The 15,185-nt window shown below is 69.1% G+C and carries 16 protein-coding genes and 1 tRNA gene; 7 read left to right on the top strand and 10 right to left on the bottom strand.

The window, feature by feature from the left end:
- Positions 1-57: 57 nt before the first annotated feature.
- Positions 58-1,224, bottom strand: coding sequence for an NAD(P)-binding domain-containing protein (locus NHL51_RS02545; RefSeq protein ID WP_434141582.1), 1,167 nt, complete (start codon positions 1,222-1,224; stop codon positions 58-60).
- On the opposite strand from NHL51_RS02545, the gene NHL51_RS02540 reads away from it, so the two are divergent.
- Positions 1,223-1,429, top strand: coding sequence for a hypothetical protein (locus NHL51_RS02540; RefSeq protein ID WP_434141581.1), 207 nt, complete (start codon positions 1,223-1,225; stop codon positions 1,427-1,429). The two genes, NHL51_RS02545 and NHL51_RS02540, sit on opposite strands and share 2 nt — an antisense overlap.
- Before the next feature lie 62 nt (positions 1,430-1,491).
- Positions 1,492-1,944 (top strand): carboxymuconolactone decarboxylase family protein, encoded by a 453-nt coding sequence (locus NHL51_RS02535; RefSeq protein ID WP_434141580.1) that lies wholly within the window; start codon positions 1,492-1,494, stop codon positions 1,942-1,944.
- A gap of 157 nt (positions 1,945-2,101) precedes the next feature.
- On the opposite strand, the gene NHL51_RS02530 is transcribed toward NHL51_RS02535, so the two are convergent.
- The 3 genes from NHL51_RS02530 to NHL51_RS02520 form a co-directional block, all read right to left on the bottom strand.
- Positions 2,102-2,902, bottom strand: a complete 801-nt coding sequence (locus NHL51_RS02530) for an SDR family oxidoreductase (RefSeq protein WP_434141579.1) — start codon at positions 2,900-2,902, stop codon at positions 2,102-2,104.
- 96 nt (positions 2,903-2,998) lie between these two features.
- Complete coding sequence (locus tag NHL51_RS02525) at positions 2,999-3,478, bottom strand: MarR family winged helix-turn-helix transcriptional regulator (RefSeq protein WP_434141578.1); 480 nt, start codon at positions 3,476-3,478, stop codon at positions 2,999-3,001.
- 34 nt (positions 3,479-3,512) lie between these two features.
- Positions 3,513-4,064, bottom strand: a complete 552-nt coding sequence (locus NHL51_RS02520) for a DUF488 domain-containing protein (RefSeq protein ID WP_434141577.1) — start codon at positions 4,062-4,064, stop codon at positions 3,513-3,515.
- A gap of 471 nt (positions 4,065-4,535) precedes the next feature.
- Between NHL51_RS02520 and NHL51_RS02515 the strand changes: the two genes are divergently transcribed.
- Together NHL51_RS02515 and NHL51_RS02510 are read left to right on the top strand one after the other, a co-directional pair.
- Positions 4,536-6,224: a sodium:solute symporter family protein gene (locus NHL51_RS02515; RefSeq protein WP_434141683.1), complete on the top strand. Its 1,689-nt coding sequence runs from the start codon at positions 4,536-4,538 to the stop codon at positions 6,222-6,224.
- A complete protein-coding gene (locus NHL51_RS02510) occupies positions 6,221-6,352 on the top strand; it encodes a putative transporter small subunit (protein WP_434141576.1) in 132 nt (43 codons plus the stop codon). Before NHL51_RS02515 ends, NHL51_RS02510 begins: the two co-directional genes overlap by 4 nt.
- A 57-nt stretch (positions 6,353-6,409) precedes the next feature.
- On the opposite strand, the gene NHL51_RS02505 is transcribed toward NHL51_RS02510, so the two are convergent.
- From NHL51_RS02505 to NHL51_RS02490, 4 genes are all read right to left on the bottom strand, one after another.
- Positions 6,410-7,732: a hypothetical protein gene (locus NHL51_RS02505; protein WP_434141575.1), complete on the bottom strand. Its 1,323-nt coding sequence runs from the start codon at positions 7,730-7,732 to the stop codon at positions 6,410-6,412.
- Positions 7,729-9,015: a DUF2510 domain-containing protein gene (locus NHL51_RS02500; protein WP_434141574.1), complete on the bottom strand. Its 1,287-nt coding sequence runs from the start codon at positions 9,013-9,015 to the stop codon at positions 7,729-7,731. The genes NHL51_RS02505 and NHL51_RS02500 overlap by 4 nt, the downstream gene beginning before the upstream one ends.
- A gap of 132 nt (positions 9,016-9,147) precedes the next feature.
- On the bottom strand, positions 9,148-9,921 hold the full coding sequence (locus NHL51_RS02495; protein WP_434141573.1) for a DUF2510 domain-containing protein: 774 nt from the start codon (positions 9,919-9,921) through the stop codon (positions 9,148-9,150).
- Positions 9,922-9,964: 43 nt separating this feature from the next.
- Positions 9,965-10,720 (bottom strand): hypothetical protein, encoded by a 756-nt coding sequence (locus tag NHL51_RS02490; RefSeq protein WP_434141572.1) that lies wholly within the window; start codon positions 10,718-10,720, stop codon positions 9,965-9,967.
- A 163-nt stretch (positions 10,721-10,883) separates the two neighbouring features.
- On the opposite strand from NHL51_RS02490, the gene glsA reads away from it, so the two are divergent.
- Both glsA and NHL51_RS02480 read left to right on the top strand, forming a co-directional pair.
- Positions 10,884-11,948, top strand: coding sequence for a glutaminase A (gene glsA, locus NHL51_RS02485; RefSeq protein ID WP_434141571.1), 1,065 nt, complete (start codon positions 10,884-10,886; stop codon positions 11,946-11,948).
- Complete coding sequence (locus tag NHL51_RS02480; RefSeq protein WP_434141570.1) at positions 11,945-13,612, top strand: MFS transporter; 1,668 nt, start codon at positions 11,945-11,947, stop codon at positions 13,610-13,612. Before glsA ends, NHL51_RS02480 begins: the two co-directional genes overlap by 4 nt.
- Positions 13,613-13,679: 67 nt before the next feature.
- On the opposite strand, the gene NHL51_RS02475 is transcribed toward NHL51_RS02480, so the two are convergent.
- Positions 13,680-14,264, bottom strand: a complete 585-nt coding sequence (locus NHL51_RS02475) for a YdeI/OmpD-associated family protein (RefSeq protein WP_434141569.1) — start codon at positions 14,262-14,264, stop codon at positions 13,680-13,682.
- Between the two features lie 340 nt (positions 14,265-14,604).
- Positions 14,605-14,679: transfer RNA gene (locus NHL51_RS02470), tRNA-Gln, on the bottom strand.
- A gap of 176 nt (positions 14,680-14,855) precedes the next feature.
- Here NHL51_RS02470 and NHL51_RS02465 point away from each other — a divergent pair.
- Positions 14,856-15,167 carry a hypothetical protein gene (locus tag NHL51_RS02465; protein ID WP_434141568.1) on the top strand — a complete coding sequence of 104 codons (312 nt, stop codon included), beginning with the start codon at positions 14,856-14,858 and terminating at the stop codon, positions 15,165-15,167.
- Positions 15,168-15,185: the final 18 nt, after the last annotated feature.

The following is a 15,185-nucleotide window of genomic DNA, read 5'->3' as shown; positions in this document are numbered from 1 at the left end:
AACGTTCGGGGCTGCCGCCGGTACTCAGAACAGCTCGCAGGCACGTGCGCCTATGGGTCAGGAAGAACTCATGCCAGCCAAAGCGGAATGAAGGGCCGGCAGCCACCTCTCGAGCGCGGCAACGGCATCGCGCCCGGCCCGGTTCGCGCCGACGGTCGACTGTGACGGCCCGTAGCCGATGAGGTGCACGCGCCGATCGGCCGCGACCTGCGTGCCCCGCACTTCGATGCCGCCGCGCTCATTGCACAGGTGCAGCGGGTCGAGGTGCGACAGCGCGGGCCTGAACCCGGTCGCCCACAGGATCGCGTCGACCGAGGTGAACGAGCCGTCGGCCTCGCGCACGCCGTGCGGCTCGATCGCGGTGAACATGGGGCGGCGTACGAGCGCACCGCGATCCCTCGCCGCTCGCGCGTACGGCGTCCACGCGAGCTCGGTGTACGACACGACGCTGCGCGGCGGGTTGCCGGCCTCGGCATCGGCAGTCACCTTCTCGATGGTCTCGCGCCCCTCGACCTCGGGGCTGAAGTCGCCGTCGCGGAACACGGGCTCGCGCCGGGTGTACCAGGCGACCGTCGCGACCCGCGAGATCTCCTCGAGCAGTTGCAGCGCCGAGATGCCGCCGCCCACGACGGCCACCCGCTGCCCCGCGAATTCGTCGAGCGACACGTACTGCTGCGTGTGCAGTTGCCGGCCGAGAAAGGTCTCGGCGCCGGGATACTCGGGCATGAGCGGGTTCGTCCAGGTGCCGGTCGCGTTGATGATCGCGCTCGCGCGCCACGGGCCGATGCTGGTCTCGATCGACAGAGATCCCGGAGCATCGCCGCCCCGCTCCCTTGCCGGGTCATCGCGCACTGCGAGCACGTCGACGGGCCGCACGATCGGCAGCCGCATCTCGCGCTCGAAGGCGGCGAAGTACGCGGGCACCGCCTCGCGGCTCGGCGTCGCCGGGTCGACTTCGGTCTGCCTGAAGCCGGGCAGGTCGAAGATGTGGTTGACGGTCGCCATGGTGAGCGACTGCCACCGGTGCTGCCAGGCGCCGCCGGGCGCGCTCTCTGCGTCGAAGATCACGAAAGAGCGGCGCGGATCGGCTCCCGCTTCGAGCGCACTCGTGTAGCCGCGGCGCTGCAGGTGGTACCCGGCGGAGAGCCCGGCCTGACCGGCCCCGATCACGACGACGGCCGCCTCGCGCGCTGCCTCACGGGGCGTGCCATCGGGACTGCGCATGGGTCGACCTCTCGTCGGGTTCGTGGAGCGCGCCGGGTTCGTGGAGCCCGCCGGGTTCGTCGGGATGCACGTGCTCGCGCACCCGCTGCTGCAGGCGTTCGGCCGCGGCGGCATCCGGTGGAACATCGGCGCCGTGCGGCGTATTCCGGGGCACCGGGCGGGCTGCCGAGACGGAATACCCGACCGCAACGTAGAGTTGCCCTGAGACGGGCGCATCGCGACCCGAAGAACTACAGGCAGTGAATCGCAGACCCGGTGAGGAGCCCCATGCGCCCGTATCTCGACAAGGTCATACCCGAGGCGTGGAAGGCCGCCGGCGTCTTCTCGAACACGATCCGGACGGAGGCGCTGCAGCGCGGCCTCACGCCCGAGGAGTCGGACCTCGTGAAGGTGCGCGCCTCGCAGATGAACGGTTGCGCCTTCTGCCTGAACCTCCACACGGAAGAAGCGCGCGATGCCGGGGTGCCGCAGCAGAAGCTCGACCTGCTGCCCGCCTGGCGCGAGGTCGCGCTCTTCACCGAACGCGACAGGGCGGTGCTCGCCATCGCCGAGGCCGCGACCGCGCTCCCGATCACCGAGGAGGCGTCGGCCGACCTCGCCGGAGCCCGTCACGTGCTCGGCGATGACGCGTTCGTCGCCGCCGAGTGGGTCGCGGCCGCGATCAACGCGTTCAACCGCATCTCGATTCTGAGCCAGCACCCGGTGCGCGAACGGAAGTAGCACCCGGAGGCGCTGATGGATTCTGCGATTCGATGTGCGAACGCAGTATGACCAATTGGGCGGCTCGCACGCAGAATGACCGACGCGAGCGCGGGAGCCGGCATCCCTCGGGATGCAGCGGCCCCGCGCTCGCGCTGGTCAGACTGTCAGAAGAGGACTACTGCGCGTCGTTCCACGACCAGATGTCGTCGCCGCGCAGCGTCGCATCGGCACCGCCGTCGAGGTAGATGGTCTGGCCCGCCATGTGCGAGTTCTGCTCGCTCGTGAGCCAGACGAGCAGGTCGGCGACGGTCTGCGGCGACTGGTGGTAGTTCAGCGGCATCGGCACCGCACCATCGACCATGGCCGCGCCCTCGGGGGTCGCGAGCAGCCCCTGGGTCATCGGGGTGATGACGGTGCCGGGGGCGACGGCGTTCAGCGGAATACCGCTGCCGGCCCACGCCTCGCTGATCGACTCGCGGCGCACCCAGCGCGAAACGGCGCGCTTCGACGACGGGTAGTTGAGGTAGCCGGACTCGGGGCCCTGCGCTTCGAGTGCCGCACCGATCTCGAGGGCCTTTGCCTCGTCGCCGTCGAGACCGGCCTCGACGAGGTCGGCCGACACGGGCTGCAGCGAGGCCATCGACGAAATGGTCGCCGCGCGAGGCGCCGACGAACCGCGCAGCGCGGGCAGCATGGCGGTGAGAAACTCGGTGACGCCGAAGAAGTTGATCGCGAAGGTCTTCGCGATCGGGGCCGAGATGCCGGCGCAGGCGATCACGCCGTCGACGGTGCCGCCGGCGAGTTCGCTCGCCTTCGCGGCGGCCTCGGCGCGGCCTGCGGCGTTCGAGAGGTCGGCGGTCACGTCGACGTCTTTCAGGTCGACGCCGATCACGGTGTGGCCGAGATCGCGCAGGGTCTGGGCGGTGGTGGCGCCGATGCCCGAGGCTGCTCCGGTGACGACATAGGTGCGTGTCATGGGGTGCTCCTTCATGGTGGTGAATACCTGTGGTGGATCCCTGGGGTGCAGGGTGTCTGGGGGGGCGATCCCGGTTCTGCAGGGATCACCGGGGCTCTATCCCGACGCGCGCAGGGCGCGGGTGAACGCGATGATCGAGGCGACGTCGCTCGTGGGGGCCGCGTCGAGCGCGCGCCGCACCATCTCGACGCCGGCGTCGACGAGCGCTTCGTATGCGCGGGCGCCCGCGAGCGTGAGCGCGACGTCGGTGGCGCGGCCGTCGTGCGCGGCCTGCGTACGCGTAATGAACCCGGCGGCGGCGAGGCGCGCGAGGCTCTTGCTCATCGTGGGCCGGGTCACCTGCAGCTCGTCGGCGAGCTGCGCCGGGCGCGCACCGCCGCCGAATCGACCGATGGTGTGCAGCGTGCGCACATCGCTCTCGCCGATGTCGAGGCCGATGCGGTGCGCGATGCGCGACTGCACCTCGGTCGACGACCACGACGAGACCAGGGCGACGATGGCGCCGAGCAGCTCTTCGGCGGGCGTCGCTCCCCCGCCCGCGCGCAGCGCTTCGGCGGCCGACTCGTGCTGGTGCATACCCTCAGCATACGCCGATAGTTGCCAAAAGCAACTACTGTTTCGGAGCCCCCTGACCGGGGTAGGTCACGGCCCCTCCGGGCCCGATCACGGCGCCCCCGCTGAGCTCGGCGAGCGCCGCCTCCCCCGCCCCGATCACGTGGCGCACGGTGCCGCCCGCGGCGATCAGATGGTCGGCGATGATGCGCCGGTGGCAGCGCCACCACACGGCCTCCGAGCACATGACCGCCGTGCGGCGCGCGGCGCCCTCGCGGCGCAGCTCCGCGAGCGCCGTCGCGAACTCCGGCGACAGCGCATGGTCGGCGTAGTTGTGGAAGCTGCGGTTCTGCCACCACGCGTTCACCTCGAACGGCACCGTGCGGCTCACGGGCCGGCGCCCGGTGAGCGCCTCGAGGCGGCCGAAGCCGACGCCGATCGAGGCCAGCGACGCCTGCAGCGCATCGGCGTCGAACTGCGGGTAGCGGCGCGACCCCTGCAGCTTGCGCACATCGACGACCCGATCGACGCCGTGGCCGGTCACGAGCTCGAGAAACTCGTCGAGCTCGTGATTCGAGTGCCCGATGGTGAAAATCGTGCCTGCGGTCAAGATGCCACCTCGCTGGAATCATCGTAGCTCGGCGAGCGCACCGGCGTCTCGGTCCGCTCATTTCTCGAGCCGGGGTGCGAAACGGCCCGGGCTTGCTACTATGAGCACGGCCCTCATGCCCGCATGGGGTGCCGGGCGACGCCCTCGCGTGCGCGCCCGACGAAGACATCCCGACGATTCGCCATGGATGCCGGCGATTCGCGGCACCCGAAAACTGGAAAGGAGACGCACCCCGGGCCTCTCGCCGGCGCACGACCGTGCGCCCCCAGTGGCCCAGGTTCGCAATCCATGCACACCGTTCGATTCACCACTTCCATCTCCGACTACAACTTCACCCCGCCCACTTAGCGACTCGCTCTTCTCGTCCACGACCGGCATGCACCGCAGCACCCGGTTCTTCAACGATCAGAAAGCGAGACATTCCCGGTGGAAAATCTTCACCCCCTGTCAGGGCCGGTCACGGTCCTGCTCATGCTGCTGTTCTTCGGCGGCAGCCTCTTCATGTCGATCCGCATCTCCCGCAAGCGCGAGAACGCCGACGGATACATGACCGGCGGCGGCAAGATCGGCTTCGGCATCTCGGCCGCCTCGATGACGGCGACCTGGATCTGGGCAGCCTCGATGTACGCCTCCGCGACCTCCGGCTACACCTACGGCCTGTCGGGCCCCATCCACTACGGCCTCTGGGGCGCCCTGATGATCCTGCTCATCTACCCCTTCGGGCGCCGCATCCGCCAGGTCGCGCCGAATGCGCACACCATCGCCGAGGTCATGTTCGCACGCCACGGGCGCTCCAGCCAGCTCATGCTGGCAGGCTCCAACGTGCTCGGCAGCCTCATCAGCCTCACCTCGAACCTCATCGCGGGCGGGGCGCTCATCTCGATGCTGTCGCCGTTCAGCTTCACGCAGGGCATCGTCGCGATCGCGGTGGGCGTGCTCGCCTACACGCTGTGGTCGGGGTTCCGCGCCTCGGTGCTCACCGACTTCGCGCAAGTGATCGCCATGCTCGGAGCGGTCGCCATCATCATCCCGGTGATCTTCTTCGCGGCCGGCGGGCCGGGCCTCTTCGAGGTCGGCGCGAAGCACCTCACACCCCAGCAGGGCGACTTCTTCTCGTCGGACGCGTTCTTCAACCAGGGCGCCCCCTACATCGCTGCGGTGCTCGCCTATGCGATCGGCAACCAGACCATCGCGCAGCGCCTGTTCGCGGTGCGGGAGGATCTCATCAAGAAGACCTTCATCACGGCGACCGTCGGCTACGGGGCGACCATCATCGGCATCGGCATGCTCGGCGTGATCGCCCTGTACGCCGGAATCGAGCCGATGGGCGGCGACGTCAACAACCTCATCCCGCAGATGGCGTCGACCTACCTCGGCCCGATCCTCATCTGCGTGTTCTTCGTGATGATCATCGGGTCGCTGTCGTCGACCGCCGACGCCGATATGACCGCACTCGCGTCGATCACGATGGCCGACATCTACGGGCAGAACATCGCCGGCAAGAAGAACGCGAACCCGAAGACGATGCTGCTCGTCGGGCGGCTCACCATGGTGGGCGCGACCGCGGCGGCGCTCGGCTTCGCGTCGATGCAGTTCAACATCCTCGACCTGCTCGTGTTCGTCGGCGCGCTCTGGGGCGCGCTCGTGTTCCCGGTCATCGCGAGCTTCTACTGGAACCGCGTCACGAACCTCGCGTTCAGCGCCGCGGTGCTCGCCGCACTGGCGTGCTTCATCCCGGTGCGATTCGAATGGATCCCGCTCGCCGGCGGCCTCGGCGTCGTCGTCGACGTGCTCTCGGTCATCGGCATCGGCGTGGTGCTCGGGCTCATGGCGTTCGGGTTCTTCGGCACCCGGGTCGCGCTCGTCGTCGGCACGGTCGCGACCCTCGCGTCGGCGCCGTTCGCGATCGGCTTCCTCCACACCTACCCGGTGCTGGCGGGGTCGCTCGTGGCCTACGCGGTGAGCACGATCGTGTGCGTCGCGCTCACCCTCGCGAACCGCACGCGGCGGTTCGATTTCGGACTCATCCGGGAGCGCACGGGCGAGTTCGACCCGGCGCCCCGGGCCGCATCGCTCGAGCACCCGAACGTCGACACCGCCGAGCTCGAACAGGTGCTGCGCACCGGCAGCTCGACGCTCACCGAGAAGGAGAACCGATGACCACGCTATTGCTCACCGTCTACGTACTGGCCTGGCCCGTGATCGTGATCGGCACCCTCGCCGTCATCGTGCGCGCGTTCGCGAAGGATGCGCGCCGGGCGAAGCAGGAGGGCCGCAGCATCATCTGACGGCCCAGCGATCCCTGTCGAGGCGCTGCACAGGCTCTCGACAGGGATCGCCCCCGTTCAATGCCCGGCGGCCCAGGCCTGCCAGCCCGCCTCGCTGAACTCCGGGCTCTGCAGGCGGGCGCGCAGCGACATCGAGAAACCGTTGTCGCGGTCGAGGGCGAGCTGCCACGCGGAGCCGCCCGAATCGGCGACGTACTGGTAGAACGAACCGGCCGCCGCGTAGGCGATCCACGCATCCTGGTTGCGCAGCGCCTCCTCGCTCATGGCGTACTCCCCGTTCGCGGCGATCGCCTGCCCGACCTCCTGAAACTCGAAGTAGTCGCGGCCCACTCCCGCGGCGTTCTCGAAATAGCGGGCGAAGCCCTCCGCCGGTGCCGGCTCCTGATAGCCCCAGTAGTCGTACGGCACCGCGGCCTCGTGCAGCACATGCGCGAACTCGTGCACGAAGGTCGACTGCCGCTGGTCGGCGCTCGAGGGCCCCATCGCGACGAGCGAGCCCGACGATGTGCTGCCCGTCGCCACCCCTGCCGGGATCGTGTCGCTCGGATAGTCGGGCCGCTGGGTCGAGCGCGCGAAGCCCGCGACATCCATCGTCCAATCCAGCTCGTCCTTCCCGAGCCAGGTGTTGAACCCCTGCTCGTCGTCGGTGATGACGGCGACGAAGCCGTCGACCGGCGACGTGCCCCCGATGTTCGCGAGCGTCGAGAGCGTCAGCTCGGCCGACTGCTCGGCGAGATCGATGTTCGCATCGACCAGCGCCGCCTCGTTCGCGAGCCCGTACAGCACGACATGATCGCGCTTCGCGACATAGATATCGCCGAAATCCCACGGCATCGGGAACAACGGCTCCCAATCGGTGATGGTGAGATCGTCGTCGTCGCCCTCGACCGTCAGGGAGTACGGGAAGTTCTGGGTCAGCATCAGGCCCGAGTCGGGCGAGCCGCTGCCGCGGATGGGGTGCGACGAGAACGCGAGCTGCACGCCGAGCGTCAGCACGTGCTGGTCGTTCTCGCCGATCCCTGCGGTGGCGAAGCCGACATCCCAGCCGATCGCCTTCGTACTGTCCCACCAGCGCGACATCTTCTCCTTCGCCGCACCGCTCGAGTAGGCGAGGAAGGCCTCCTTGTCCCCCGCTTGCATGGCTTCGCTGATGCCGGCCTCCCATGCCCAGGCGAGCGACCCCAGGCCGGTATCGGCCGCCGGCAGCGAGTCGTACATGTACTCGGCGGGCAGCTCGGCGAACTCGCCCTCCGGGGTGTTCGGCAGCAGCAGCGCCGTCGCACCGCCGATACCGGCCAGCGCCAGAGCGGTCGCACCGGCGATGATGATCTTCGCGACCCGGGCCTTCGTGTTGCGACTCTGCGGTTCGGGGCTCGTCACGATGCGTCCTCCTCGATCATCTGGATGCTCACGATGCGGTTGGAGGTGGTCTGCTCCGCATCACCGGTGACCTGCACCCCGATGAGCGTGAGCACATAGGTGCCGCTCGCCCCGCGAATGAGGTATTCGCGCAACGGCGGAGCCGACTGGTAGGCCATGCCCGGATCGAGCTGCACCAACTCGGGCGGCATCTGGGAAGCCTGCATCGCATCGATCGGCGGGAAGCTCATCGCCATGTCATCGAGGTCGACATTGTCACCGAGCGCGATCGACCCCTCGTCCCAGAAGCAGAACGAACGCACCTCTGCTTCTGTGCGCGAAGCCGTCGACACGTCTTCGAGCAGCTCGGGCGCCGCGAAGCAGTAGGTGTCGTCGACATCCTCGATGAACGGGACCTCGATGTCGGTCTTGAAGTACTCGGTCCCCTCGTTGCCCCCGCTCTCGCCGTCGGTCGGCAGCACCAGGCTGGTGACGCGCCACGGGCCGATCGCGCTCGGCTCCTGGCCCGTCGCACGCGCGGGCACGTCGTCGCCGTAGTAGAAAGGACGCGACAGCCAGACCGTCTGGTAGGCGGTACTCGTAGCCTCCACGCCGTCGAGCGAGAAGGTGTATGTGAGCTTGAGCTTCGCATGCGCGAGATCGGCCGGCAGATTCGGCAGATCGGACTGGAAGATCAGCGGCCCGAGTTCGTAATCGATCTTCAGGTCGAGCGCCTTCGCCGTCGTGGATTCGCCGAGGATCGGAGACCCGAGCACCACCTTGTCGAGCAGCTTCTGGTTCGCGAAGTCGCGCCACTTCGCGTCGCCCTTCACGGAGTTCGAGACGAAGCCCTCGAGTGCTTCGTTCGCCTGACGCTCGTGCGCTGTGCTGCTGTGGTTGAAGAACGCGACCGCTCCCGCGGCGGCACCGAACACGAGCACGAGGCACACCACCAGAGTGATGATCGTGCCGCGGGTCCAGGCGCTCGGCCCACGCGGCACGAGGGGCTGCGGGGCGTACTGACCCGGCTGGGCCGCGTACTGGGCCGCGTACTGGGCCGGCAGCTGCGCGTACGGGCCGGGCTGAGCGGCGTACGGTGCCGTCTGCTGCTGCGCGTACTGCGCCTCGGCTTGCGCAGTGTGCTGCACCTGCATCGGCGCCGCGGCCTGGGCCGGCTCCGGAGCCTGCGGCACCGGAGCGCGATGCTCGGTCCACGCCGTCCCGTCCCAGTAGCGCAGCTGGCTCGGGTTCTCGGGGTCGGGATACCAGTCAGCTGGGGGCGTCGCCTCGGGGCTCACGTGCACCAACCTCTCCGTTCAAGTGGGCCGGCAACGTCGCATACGGTGCGGCAAACCCCATCCTAGAGGTCCCGCGCGGCCTGCACGGGACCTGCAGCGCGGATGCACGAGCACCGCTCCCCGTCTGCGGCCCTGCGCTCAGTTGCGGTCGATGATCATCTCGATGACGGGCTCACCGGTCTCGGGGTCGTCGACGAGGATATAGGCGAGGCGCCCCTCCACCGCTTGCCCGTTGTAAGTGTACGACTCCTCGACCCGCAGGTCGTAGAGACCGTCGCGGGCCTGAGACGCTTCGAGCGTCGTCGACCGGTAGTCGGTGACGGTGAGGCCGTCGAACATCTCCGGGGAGCATTCGCCGCGCTCCTCGCGCAGTGCGGCGCTCGTCGACGCGTCGTAGAGCGCGCAGTCCTGCTTCTCGTACGCCTCGTTGAACTGCCGCACGACGAACTCGAGCCGCTTCGCCTGCTCGGCGTCCACCGGAGTGCGCTCGACGAGCGGCGCGAACCGTCCTCCGCCCTCGCCCTCCTCGGACGACTGGCCGGGCGCCGTCTCCGCGCCACCGGCCTCCGCGGGCGAGTGGGTCGCGAGGCTCATGCCGAACGCGATGCCCGAGCCGACGACGCCGAGTGCGACCGCGCCGGCGATCGCCCACGCGACGCCCGCGTGACGCAGCTTCGGCGTCGGCGATCCCTGCAGCGCCTGCGCCCCCTGAGGCGCCGTGGACTGGGCTTGCGGCTGCTGCGCCTGCAGCGCCTGGGGCACCTGCATCTGCGGCACCTGCGGTGTCGTCACCTGCTGAGCGGCCGCGACCTCGGGCTCCGGGGTGTGCGTGTGCTCGGTCCACTGCCGGCCGTCCCACCAGCGCAGCGTACCGGTGTCGTCGGGGTACCATCCCGGTTGCACGGAGTTCATTTCGTTCCTCGGATTCGGCGGATCGGCGATACGGGCGGACGACTCACTGAGTCGCCATGTAGCGGTAGGTGCGCATGAAGGCGTCGGGGTCGGAAGGCGCGCCCGACCCTTCAGGGTCGACGTCCGAAGACTCGAAGAGGCGCACCATGGTGTTCGACGCGTTCGCGCTCTTCGGCACGTAGAAGACACCCACCGTGCGCACGGTCTCGCCCTCGGGGAAGTCGGTGTTCGGAATCTCGGGCTGGTCGAGCGCGACTTGCACGATATCGACCGGGTAGAGATTGCCCGCCTCGTCTTCGAGCTCGATCATGCCCATGAGATCGACGCTCAGGTTGAGGTCTTTCGCGTGATTGATGACCTCGAAGTCGACGATGGCGAGCTTCTCATCGTCTTCGAGCATCAGATCGGCCCACGGGTCCTCGGCGAGCGCCTCGGCGGTGGCGTCGAAGTTCACGCCCGTCACGCGCACGGTGGCCTCGTTCTGAATGGGCCGCGTCTCGATGGGCTCGGAATGGTCGAGATTCAAGTACTTCATCGTCGCGTCGGTGCCGGGCGGCAGCGGATGCTCGAAATCCGAGCCGTCGCCGTACTCGATGACGGCCTCCCCCTCGGCGGCCCCGGGGCCTTCGGGCGACTCGGAGGCCTCCGCGGCGGCGGGAGCCTGCGCCGCCGCGCCGTGTGCGCCGGCGCGATTCGCGACGGTCAGCACCAGCAGCACCACCATGAGCACGACGCCGAGGCCGATGAGAACCCAGTACCAGGGTTTGCCGAGCACGGAGGGCTGCGCAGGTGCGTTCATTCCCACTATTTTAGTAGGGCGGTGCGCCGAGGATGCGGCACTAGACGATGTCTGTGCAACTGCCATGCGTCCCCTATCAAGACCTGGTGCGTCGAGGTGCCCGTCGTCGCCCCGGATCCCCCGGGGCCTAGCCGAGCGGGCCCTTCCGAGAGAAGATGAGAGCATGTTCGAAGCAGACGTCGCCCATATCGCCCAGCACAGCTCGACGGGTGCGCTGCCGCAACAGGACCGGGTCGGCGAACTCGTCGCCGAGGCCCATGAGCGATACGCCGGAGCGAACGCGAGCGACGGGGCGGTCGCGGACTACATCCCGATCCTCGCCCGGGCCGATGCCGACTGGTTCGGGCTCTCGCTCTTCGCCGCCGACGGCGCGAGCCATAACGCGGGCGATACCGGCATCGCGTTCTCGATCCAGTCGATATCGAAAGCATTCGTGTTCGCGCTCGTCTGCGATGCGCTCGGCCACGAGGCCGTGCACGACGTCATCGGCGTGAACAACACCGGGCTCGCCTTCAACTCCGTCGTCGCGATCGAACTCAACGGCGGCAGCCCCATGAACTCGATGGTGAACGCCGGTGCGATCGCCACGACCGCCCTCATGCCCGGCAAGGACTCCGACGCACGGTGGGACGCGATCCGGAGCGGTCTGAGCCGCTTCGCCGGGCGACCGCTTCTGCTCGACGGAGAGGTGTACCGGTCGGAGAGTTTCACCAACTACCGCAACCACGCGCTCGCCCGCCTGCTGCAGAGCTACGACCGTCTCGCCATCGGCCCCGACGAGGCCGTCGACCTCTACACCCGCCAGTGCTCGCTGGCGGTGACGGCGCGCGACCTCGCGGTGATGGGCGCGACTCTCGCCTGCGGCGGCATCAACCCCCTCACCCGCGAACGCGTCGTCTCGGCCGAGACGAGCCGCGACACCCTCGCCCTGCTCGCCTCGTGCGGCATGTACGAGCGCTCGGGCGAATGGCTGTACGAGATCGGCCTCCCCGCGAAGTCCGGGGTCTCGGGCGGCATCGTCGCGATCTCGCCCGGCAAGGGCGCCGTCGGCGCGTTCTCGCCTCCGCTCGACTCCGCGGGCAACAGCGTGCGCGGGCAGCGCGCCTGCGCCTACCTCTCCCGCTCCCTCGGCCTCAACCTCTTCGCCTCCGCGCCGCGGGCAGACATCGAGCCGAACCCCGGCCCCGATCCCTTCCAGTCCCCCGACCGCGAAGGAGCGTCCCGATGACCGCACCGGCCCCCGTCGACCCGATGCCCGAGGAGCGCCGTTCCTGGGCGCCGATGGTCGGCCTGTTCCTCGCCCAGGTGCTCATGTCGTTCAACGTCGCAGCGCTGCCCATCTCGCTCGGCGGAATGGTCGAAGACTTCGAGGTGCCCCCGACCACGGCGAGCACGACCATCGTGGTCTACGGCCTCGCGGTCGCCGCCCTCGTGATGACCGGCGCGAAGCTCGGGCAGCGCGTCGGCTGGGTGCTCATCTTCCGCATCGTCGTCGCCGTGTTCGCGATCTCCTCGCTCATGATGATCTTCTCGCGCAGCATCACCTGGGCGATCGGCGGCCAGATCCTCGCCGGCGCCTCGGCCGCGATCATCGTGCCCGCGCTCGTCGCGCTCATCGCCGAGAACTACCGCGGCGCCCAGCAGGCCACGGCCGTCGGCTCCCTCGGCTCCGCGCGCGCATTCTCGGGCATCAGCGCCTTCCTCATCGGCGGCACGCTCGGCACGCTCGTCGGCTGGCGCCCGGTGTTCTTCGTCACGCTCGGGCTCGCCGCGATCGTGCTCGTGCTGAGCTTCAAGCTGCGCGGCGACCGCGGCAACCCGAACATCCGCATCGACCTCGTCGCCTCCGTGCTCATCGGCGCGGCGATCGTGCTGCTCACCCTCGGCTTCAACAATCTCAACGGCTGGGGCATCCTGCTCGCAGAACCCGGCGCCCCGTTCTCGGTGCTCGGGCTGTCGCCCGCGCCCGTGTTCGTGGTGCTCGGCGTGGTGTTCGGGCAGCTGTTCTTCAGCTGGACGCGCAGGCGCATGCGCCTCGGCAAGGTGCCGCTCGTCGACCTCGGCGTGCTCAAGGAGCCCACCGAGCGCGCGGCGATCTACGCCATGTTCATCATCGTCGCGATGGAAGCCTCCGTGAACTTCACGGTGCCGACCTACATCCAGGTCGTGCAGGGGCGCACTCCCCTCGACACGTCGCTCGCGATGATGCCGTTCAACCTCACCGTGTTCATCACCGCGACGCTCATCGTGCGCTTCTACCACCGGTACAGCCCGCGCACGATCGCCCTGTTCTCGTTCGCCCTCACGACCGCGGCCCTCGTCTGGCTCGCCTTCGTCGTGACGAACAACTGGGAGACGCTGCCCACGATCCTCGGTCTGATCGTGTTCGGCATCGGGCAGGGCGCGCTCGTCACCCTCGTGTTCAACGTGCTCGTCACGGCCGCCCCGAAGGAGCTCGCCGGCGACGTCGGCTCGATCCGCGGCACGACCCAGAACCTCGCCAGCGCCGTCGGCACCGCGGTCATGGGCGCCCTGCTCGTCACGACCCTCAGCCTCGGGTTCACGCAGGCCGTGACCGATCACGACGAGCTGCCGCCCGAGATCATGGAAGAGGTGCAGCTCGACGAGGTGAACTTCATCAGCAACGACGAGCTGCGCGCGAAATTCGCCGAGACGAGCGCGACCTATGCGCAGATCGACGCGGCCGTCCAGATCAACGAGGAGCAGCGCCTGCGCACCCTCAAGCTCGGGTTCCTCGTGCTCGCGGGCCTCAGCGCGATCGCCGCGCTGCCCGCATCGCGCCTCCCCCGCTACCGGCCGGAAGAGATTCCCGACCCCTCCGTGTCGGCCGGACCGGGTGGGCCGGCAGAGCCGTCAGAGACCAGGTCATAGCGCACGCCCCGCCAGGAGGCGCCGGCGCCCTGTGCGCCCGGTGCGCCCGGTCCGCCCGGGCGCCGCTTCACTGCGGGTGCGGGGTCTCGCCGTTCTCGAGCATGGTGAGGATCCGCGAGAGGCGGTTGCCGCGGGTCGTCGCGTTCGACGCGGTCATGAGCCGATGCAGCACGGCGTAGCGGTTGGCGCCGTTGAGCGAGGCGTAGGTCGCCGCCGCACGCTCGGATGCGGCGAGCGCCGCCGCGAGATCGTCGGGCGTTTCGGCGTTCGCGGCGCCGGCATAGGCGCGATCCCACCTGCCGTCGGCCTGCGCCCGATCGATCTCGGCCTGGCCGCGAGGGCGCATGCGGCCCGCGGCGATGAGCTCGGCGACGATGCCGATGTTGCGCTGCGACCACATCGACGCGCGGCGGCGCGGGGTGAAGCGCTGGCGGAAGGTGGCGTCGTCGATGCGGCCCTTCTGCCCGTCGATCCACCCGCTGCACAGCGCCTCTTCGAGCGCCTCGGCGTAGTTCAGGGTCGTCGGTTCGACGGTGCCCTTCTTCGCGAGCACCAGCCAGACCCCGTCGGAGTCGTCTTCGTGCGCGTCGAGCCAGGCCCGCCACGCGGCGGTATCGGCCAGGGTGAGCAGCGGCGGCATCGCATCGGTCATGGGGTCTATCGTACGGGCCGTGGCGCGTTGGGCGGCAGGCCGGCGAGCGTACGGGCGCTGAACGAGCGTGCAGCGAGATCACGGTGTTCCAGGTGCACGCTCGTCATTCGACTGCACACTGGCGGGGCCTCACCCGCGCACGCCTCGAGGGGCGAGATTTCGCGGCGATCCATGCAGAAATGGGCTATTTCTCGCCCCTCGAGCACCCTCGGGCGCTCGCTGCCCGCGGGCCGGCCCGCGCCGCCCCGCGCCGGCCCGCTCCACCTCGTGCCGCACCGGCGCAGACAGCGGCGGCAACGCAAAAGCCCCGATCTTCCGGGGAATATCGGGGCTCGCACTGTGGCTGGGCTACCAGGACTCGAACCTAGAATGACGGTACCAGAAACCGTAGTGTTGCCAATTACACCATAGCCCAATAGCGGAAATCCTCGCTCCGAAGAGCTCGGCACCAGGAGATTACTTTACCCGCGCCTCACCGGAAGTACAAATCAGGCCGCGGCCCCCGGGCGCGCCCCGCACTTCCTGTGAGTCCCGACCGCTCCCGCCGAACAGGCGTACCGTAGAAGTACGCCCTCATCGAGGAGGTGTGAGATGCGACACACAGCGAAGGTCACGACGACCCGGAAGTACGACGAAGCGGTGCAGCACCACTGGGAGCAGCCGCACTACGGCACGCCGACCGAAGCGCCGAACGGCCACGGCACGATCACCGGATGGCCTCCGGGCAAGACGCTCGACCGGCCGGTGCTCGACGGCGCGACGCAGTGGAAGCAGTCGATGGTCGACGCCGACAACCCGTGGCGCGGCGTCGCCGACCCCGGCCTCGTCAGACACCCGGAATGGGGCAAGAAGAGCCAGCGGCCACGCTTCCTCTGGTGGCGCCACAAGGGCCACCTCTGGTGATGCGCCCCGGCGGCAGGG

The sequence above is a fragment of the Leucobacter sp. gxy201 genome (assembly GCF_051043335.1).
In the GTDB taxonomy this organism is placed as follows: Bacteria; Actinomycetota; Actinomycetes; order Actinomycetales; family Microbacteriaceae; genus Leucobacter.
This window is presented reverse-complemented; position numbering and strand designations above follow the sequence as displayed.

Bases quoted from the DNA above. Each gene is read 5' to 3' on its own strand.
- NHL51_RS02540 (WP_434141581.1), top strand. From the start codon at position 1,223: ATGGGTCGACCTCTCGTCGGGTTCGTGGAGCGCGCCGGGTTCGTGGAG.
- NHL51_RS02545 (WP_434141582.1), bottom strand. From the start codon at position 1,224: ATGCGCAGTCCCGATGGCACGCCCCGTGAGGCAGCGCGCGAGGCGGCC.
- NHL51_RS02535 (WP_434141580.1), top strand. From the start codon at position 1,492: ATGCGCCCGTATCTCGACAAGGTCATACCCGAGGCGTGGAAGGCCGCC.
- NHL51_RS02530 (WP_434141579.1), bottom strand. From the start codon at position 2,902: ATGACACGCACCTATGTCGTCACCGGAGCAGCCTCGGGCATCGGCGCC.
- NHL51_RS02525 (WP_434141578.1), bottom strand. From the start codon at position 3,478: ATGCACCAGCACGAGTCGGCCGCCGAAGCGCTGCGCGCGGGCGGGGGA.
- NHL51_RS02515 (WP_434141683.1), top strand. From the start codon at position 4,536: ATGCTGCTGTTCTTCGGCGGCAGCCTCTTCATGTCGATCCGCATCTCC.
- NHL51_RS02510 (WP_434141576.1), top strand. From the start codon at position 6,221: ATGACCACGCTATTGCTCACCGTCTACGTACTGGCCTGGCCCGTGATC.
- NHL51_RS02495 (WP_434141573.1), bottom strand. From the start codon at position 9,921: ATGAACTCCGTGCAACCGGGATGGTACCCCGACGACACCGGTACGCTG.
- NHL51_RS02490 (WP_434141572.1), bottom strand. From the start codon at position 10,720: ATGAACGCACCTGCGCAGCCCTCCGTGCTCGGCAAACCCTGGTACTGG.
- glsA (WP_434141571.1), top strand. From the start codon at position 10,884: ATGTTCGAAGCAGACGTCGCCCATATCGCCCAGCACAGCTCGACGGGT.
- NHL51_RS02480 (WP_434141570.1), top strand. From the start codon at position 11,945: ATGACCGCACCGGCCCCCGTCGACCCGATGCCCGAGGAGCGCCGTTCC.
- NHL51_RS02475 (WP_434141569.1), bottom strand. From the start codon at position 14,264: ATGACCGATGCGATGCCGCCGCTGCTCACCCTGGCCGATACCGCCGCG.
- NHL51_RS02465 (WP_434141568.1), top strand. From the start codon at position 14,856: ATGCGACACACAGCGAAGGTCACGACGACCCGGAAGTACGACGAAGCG.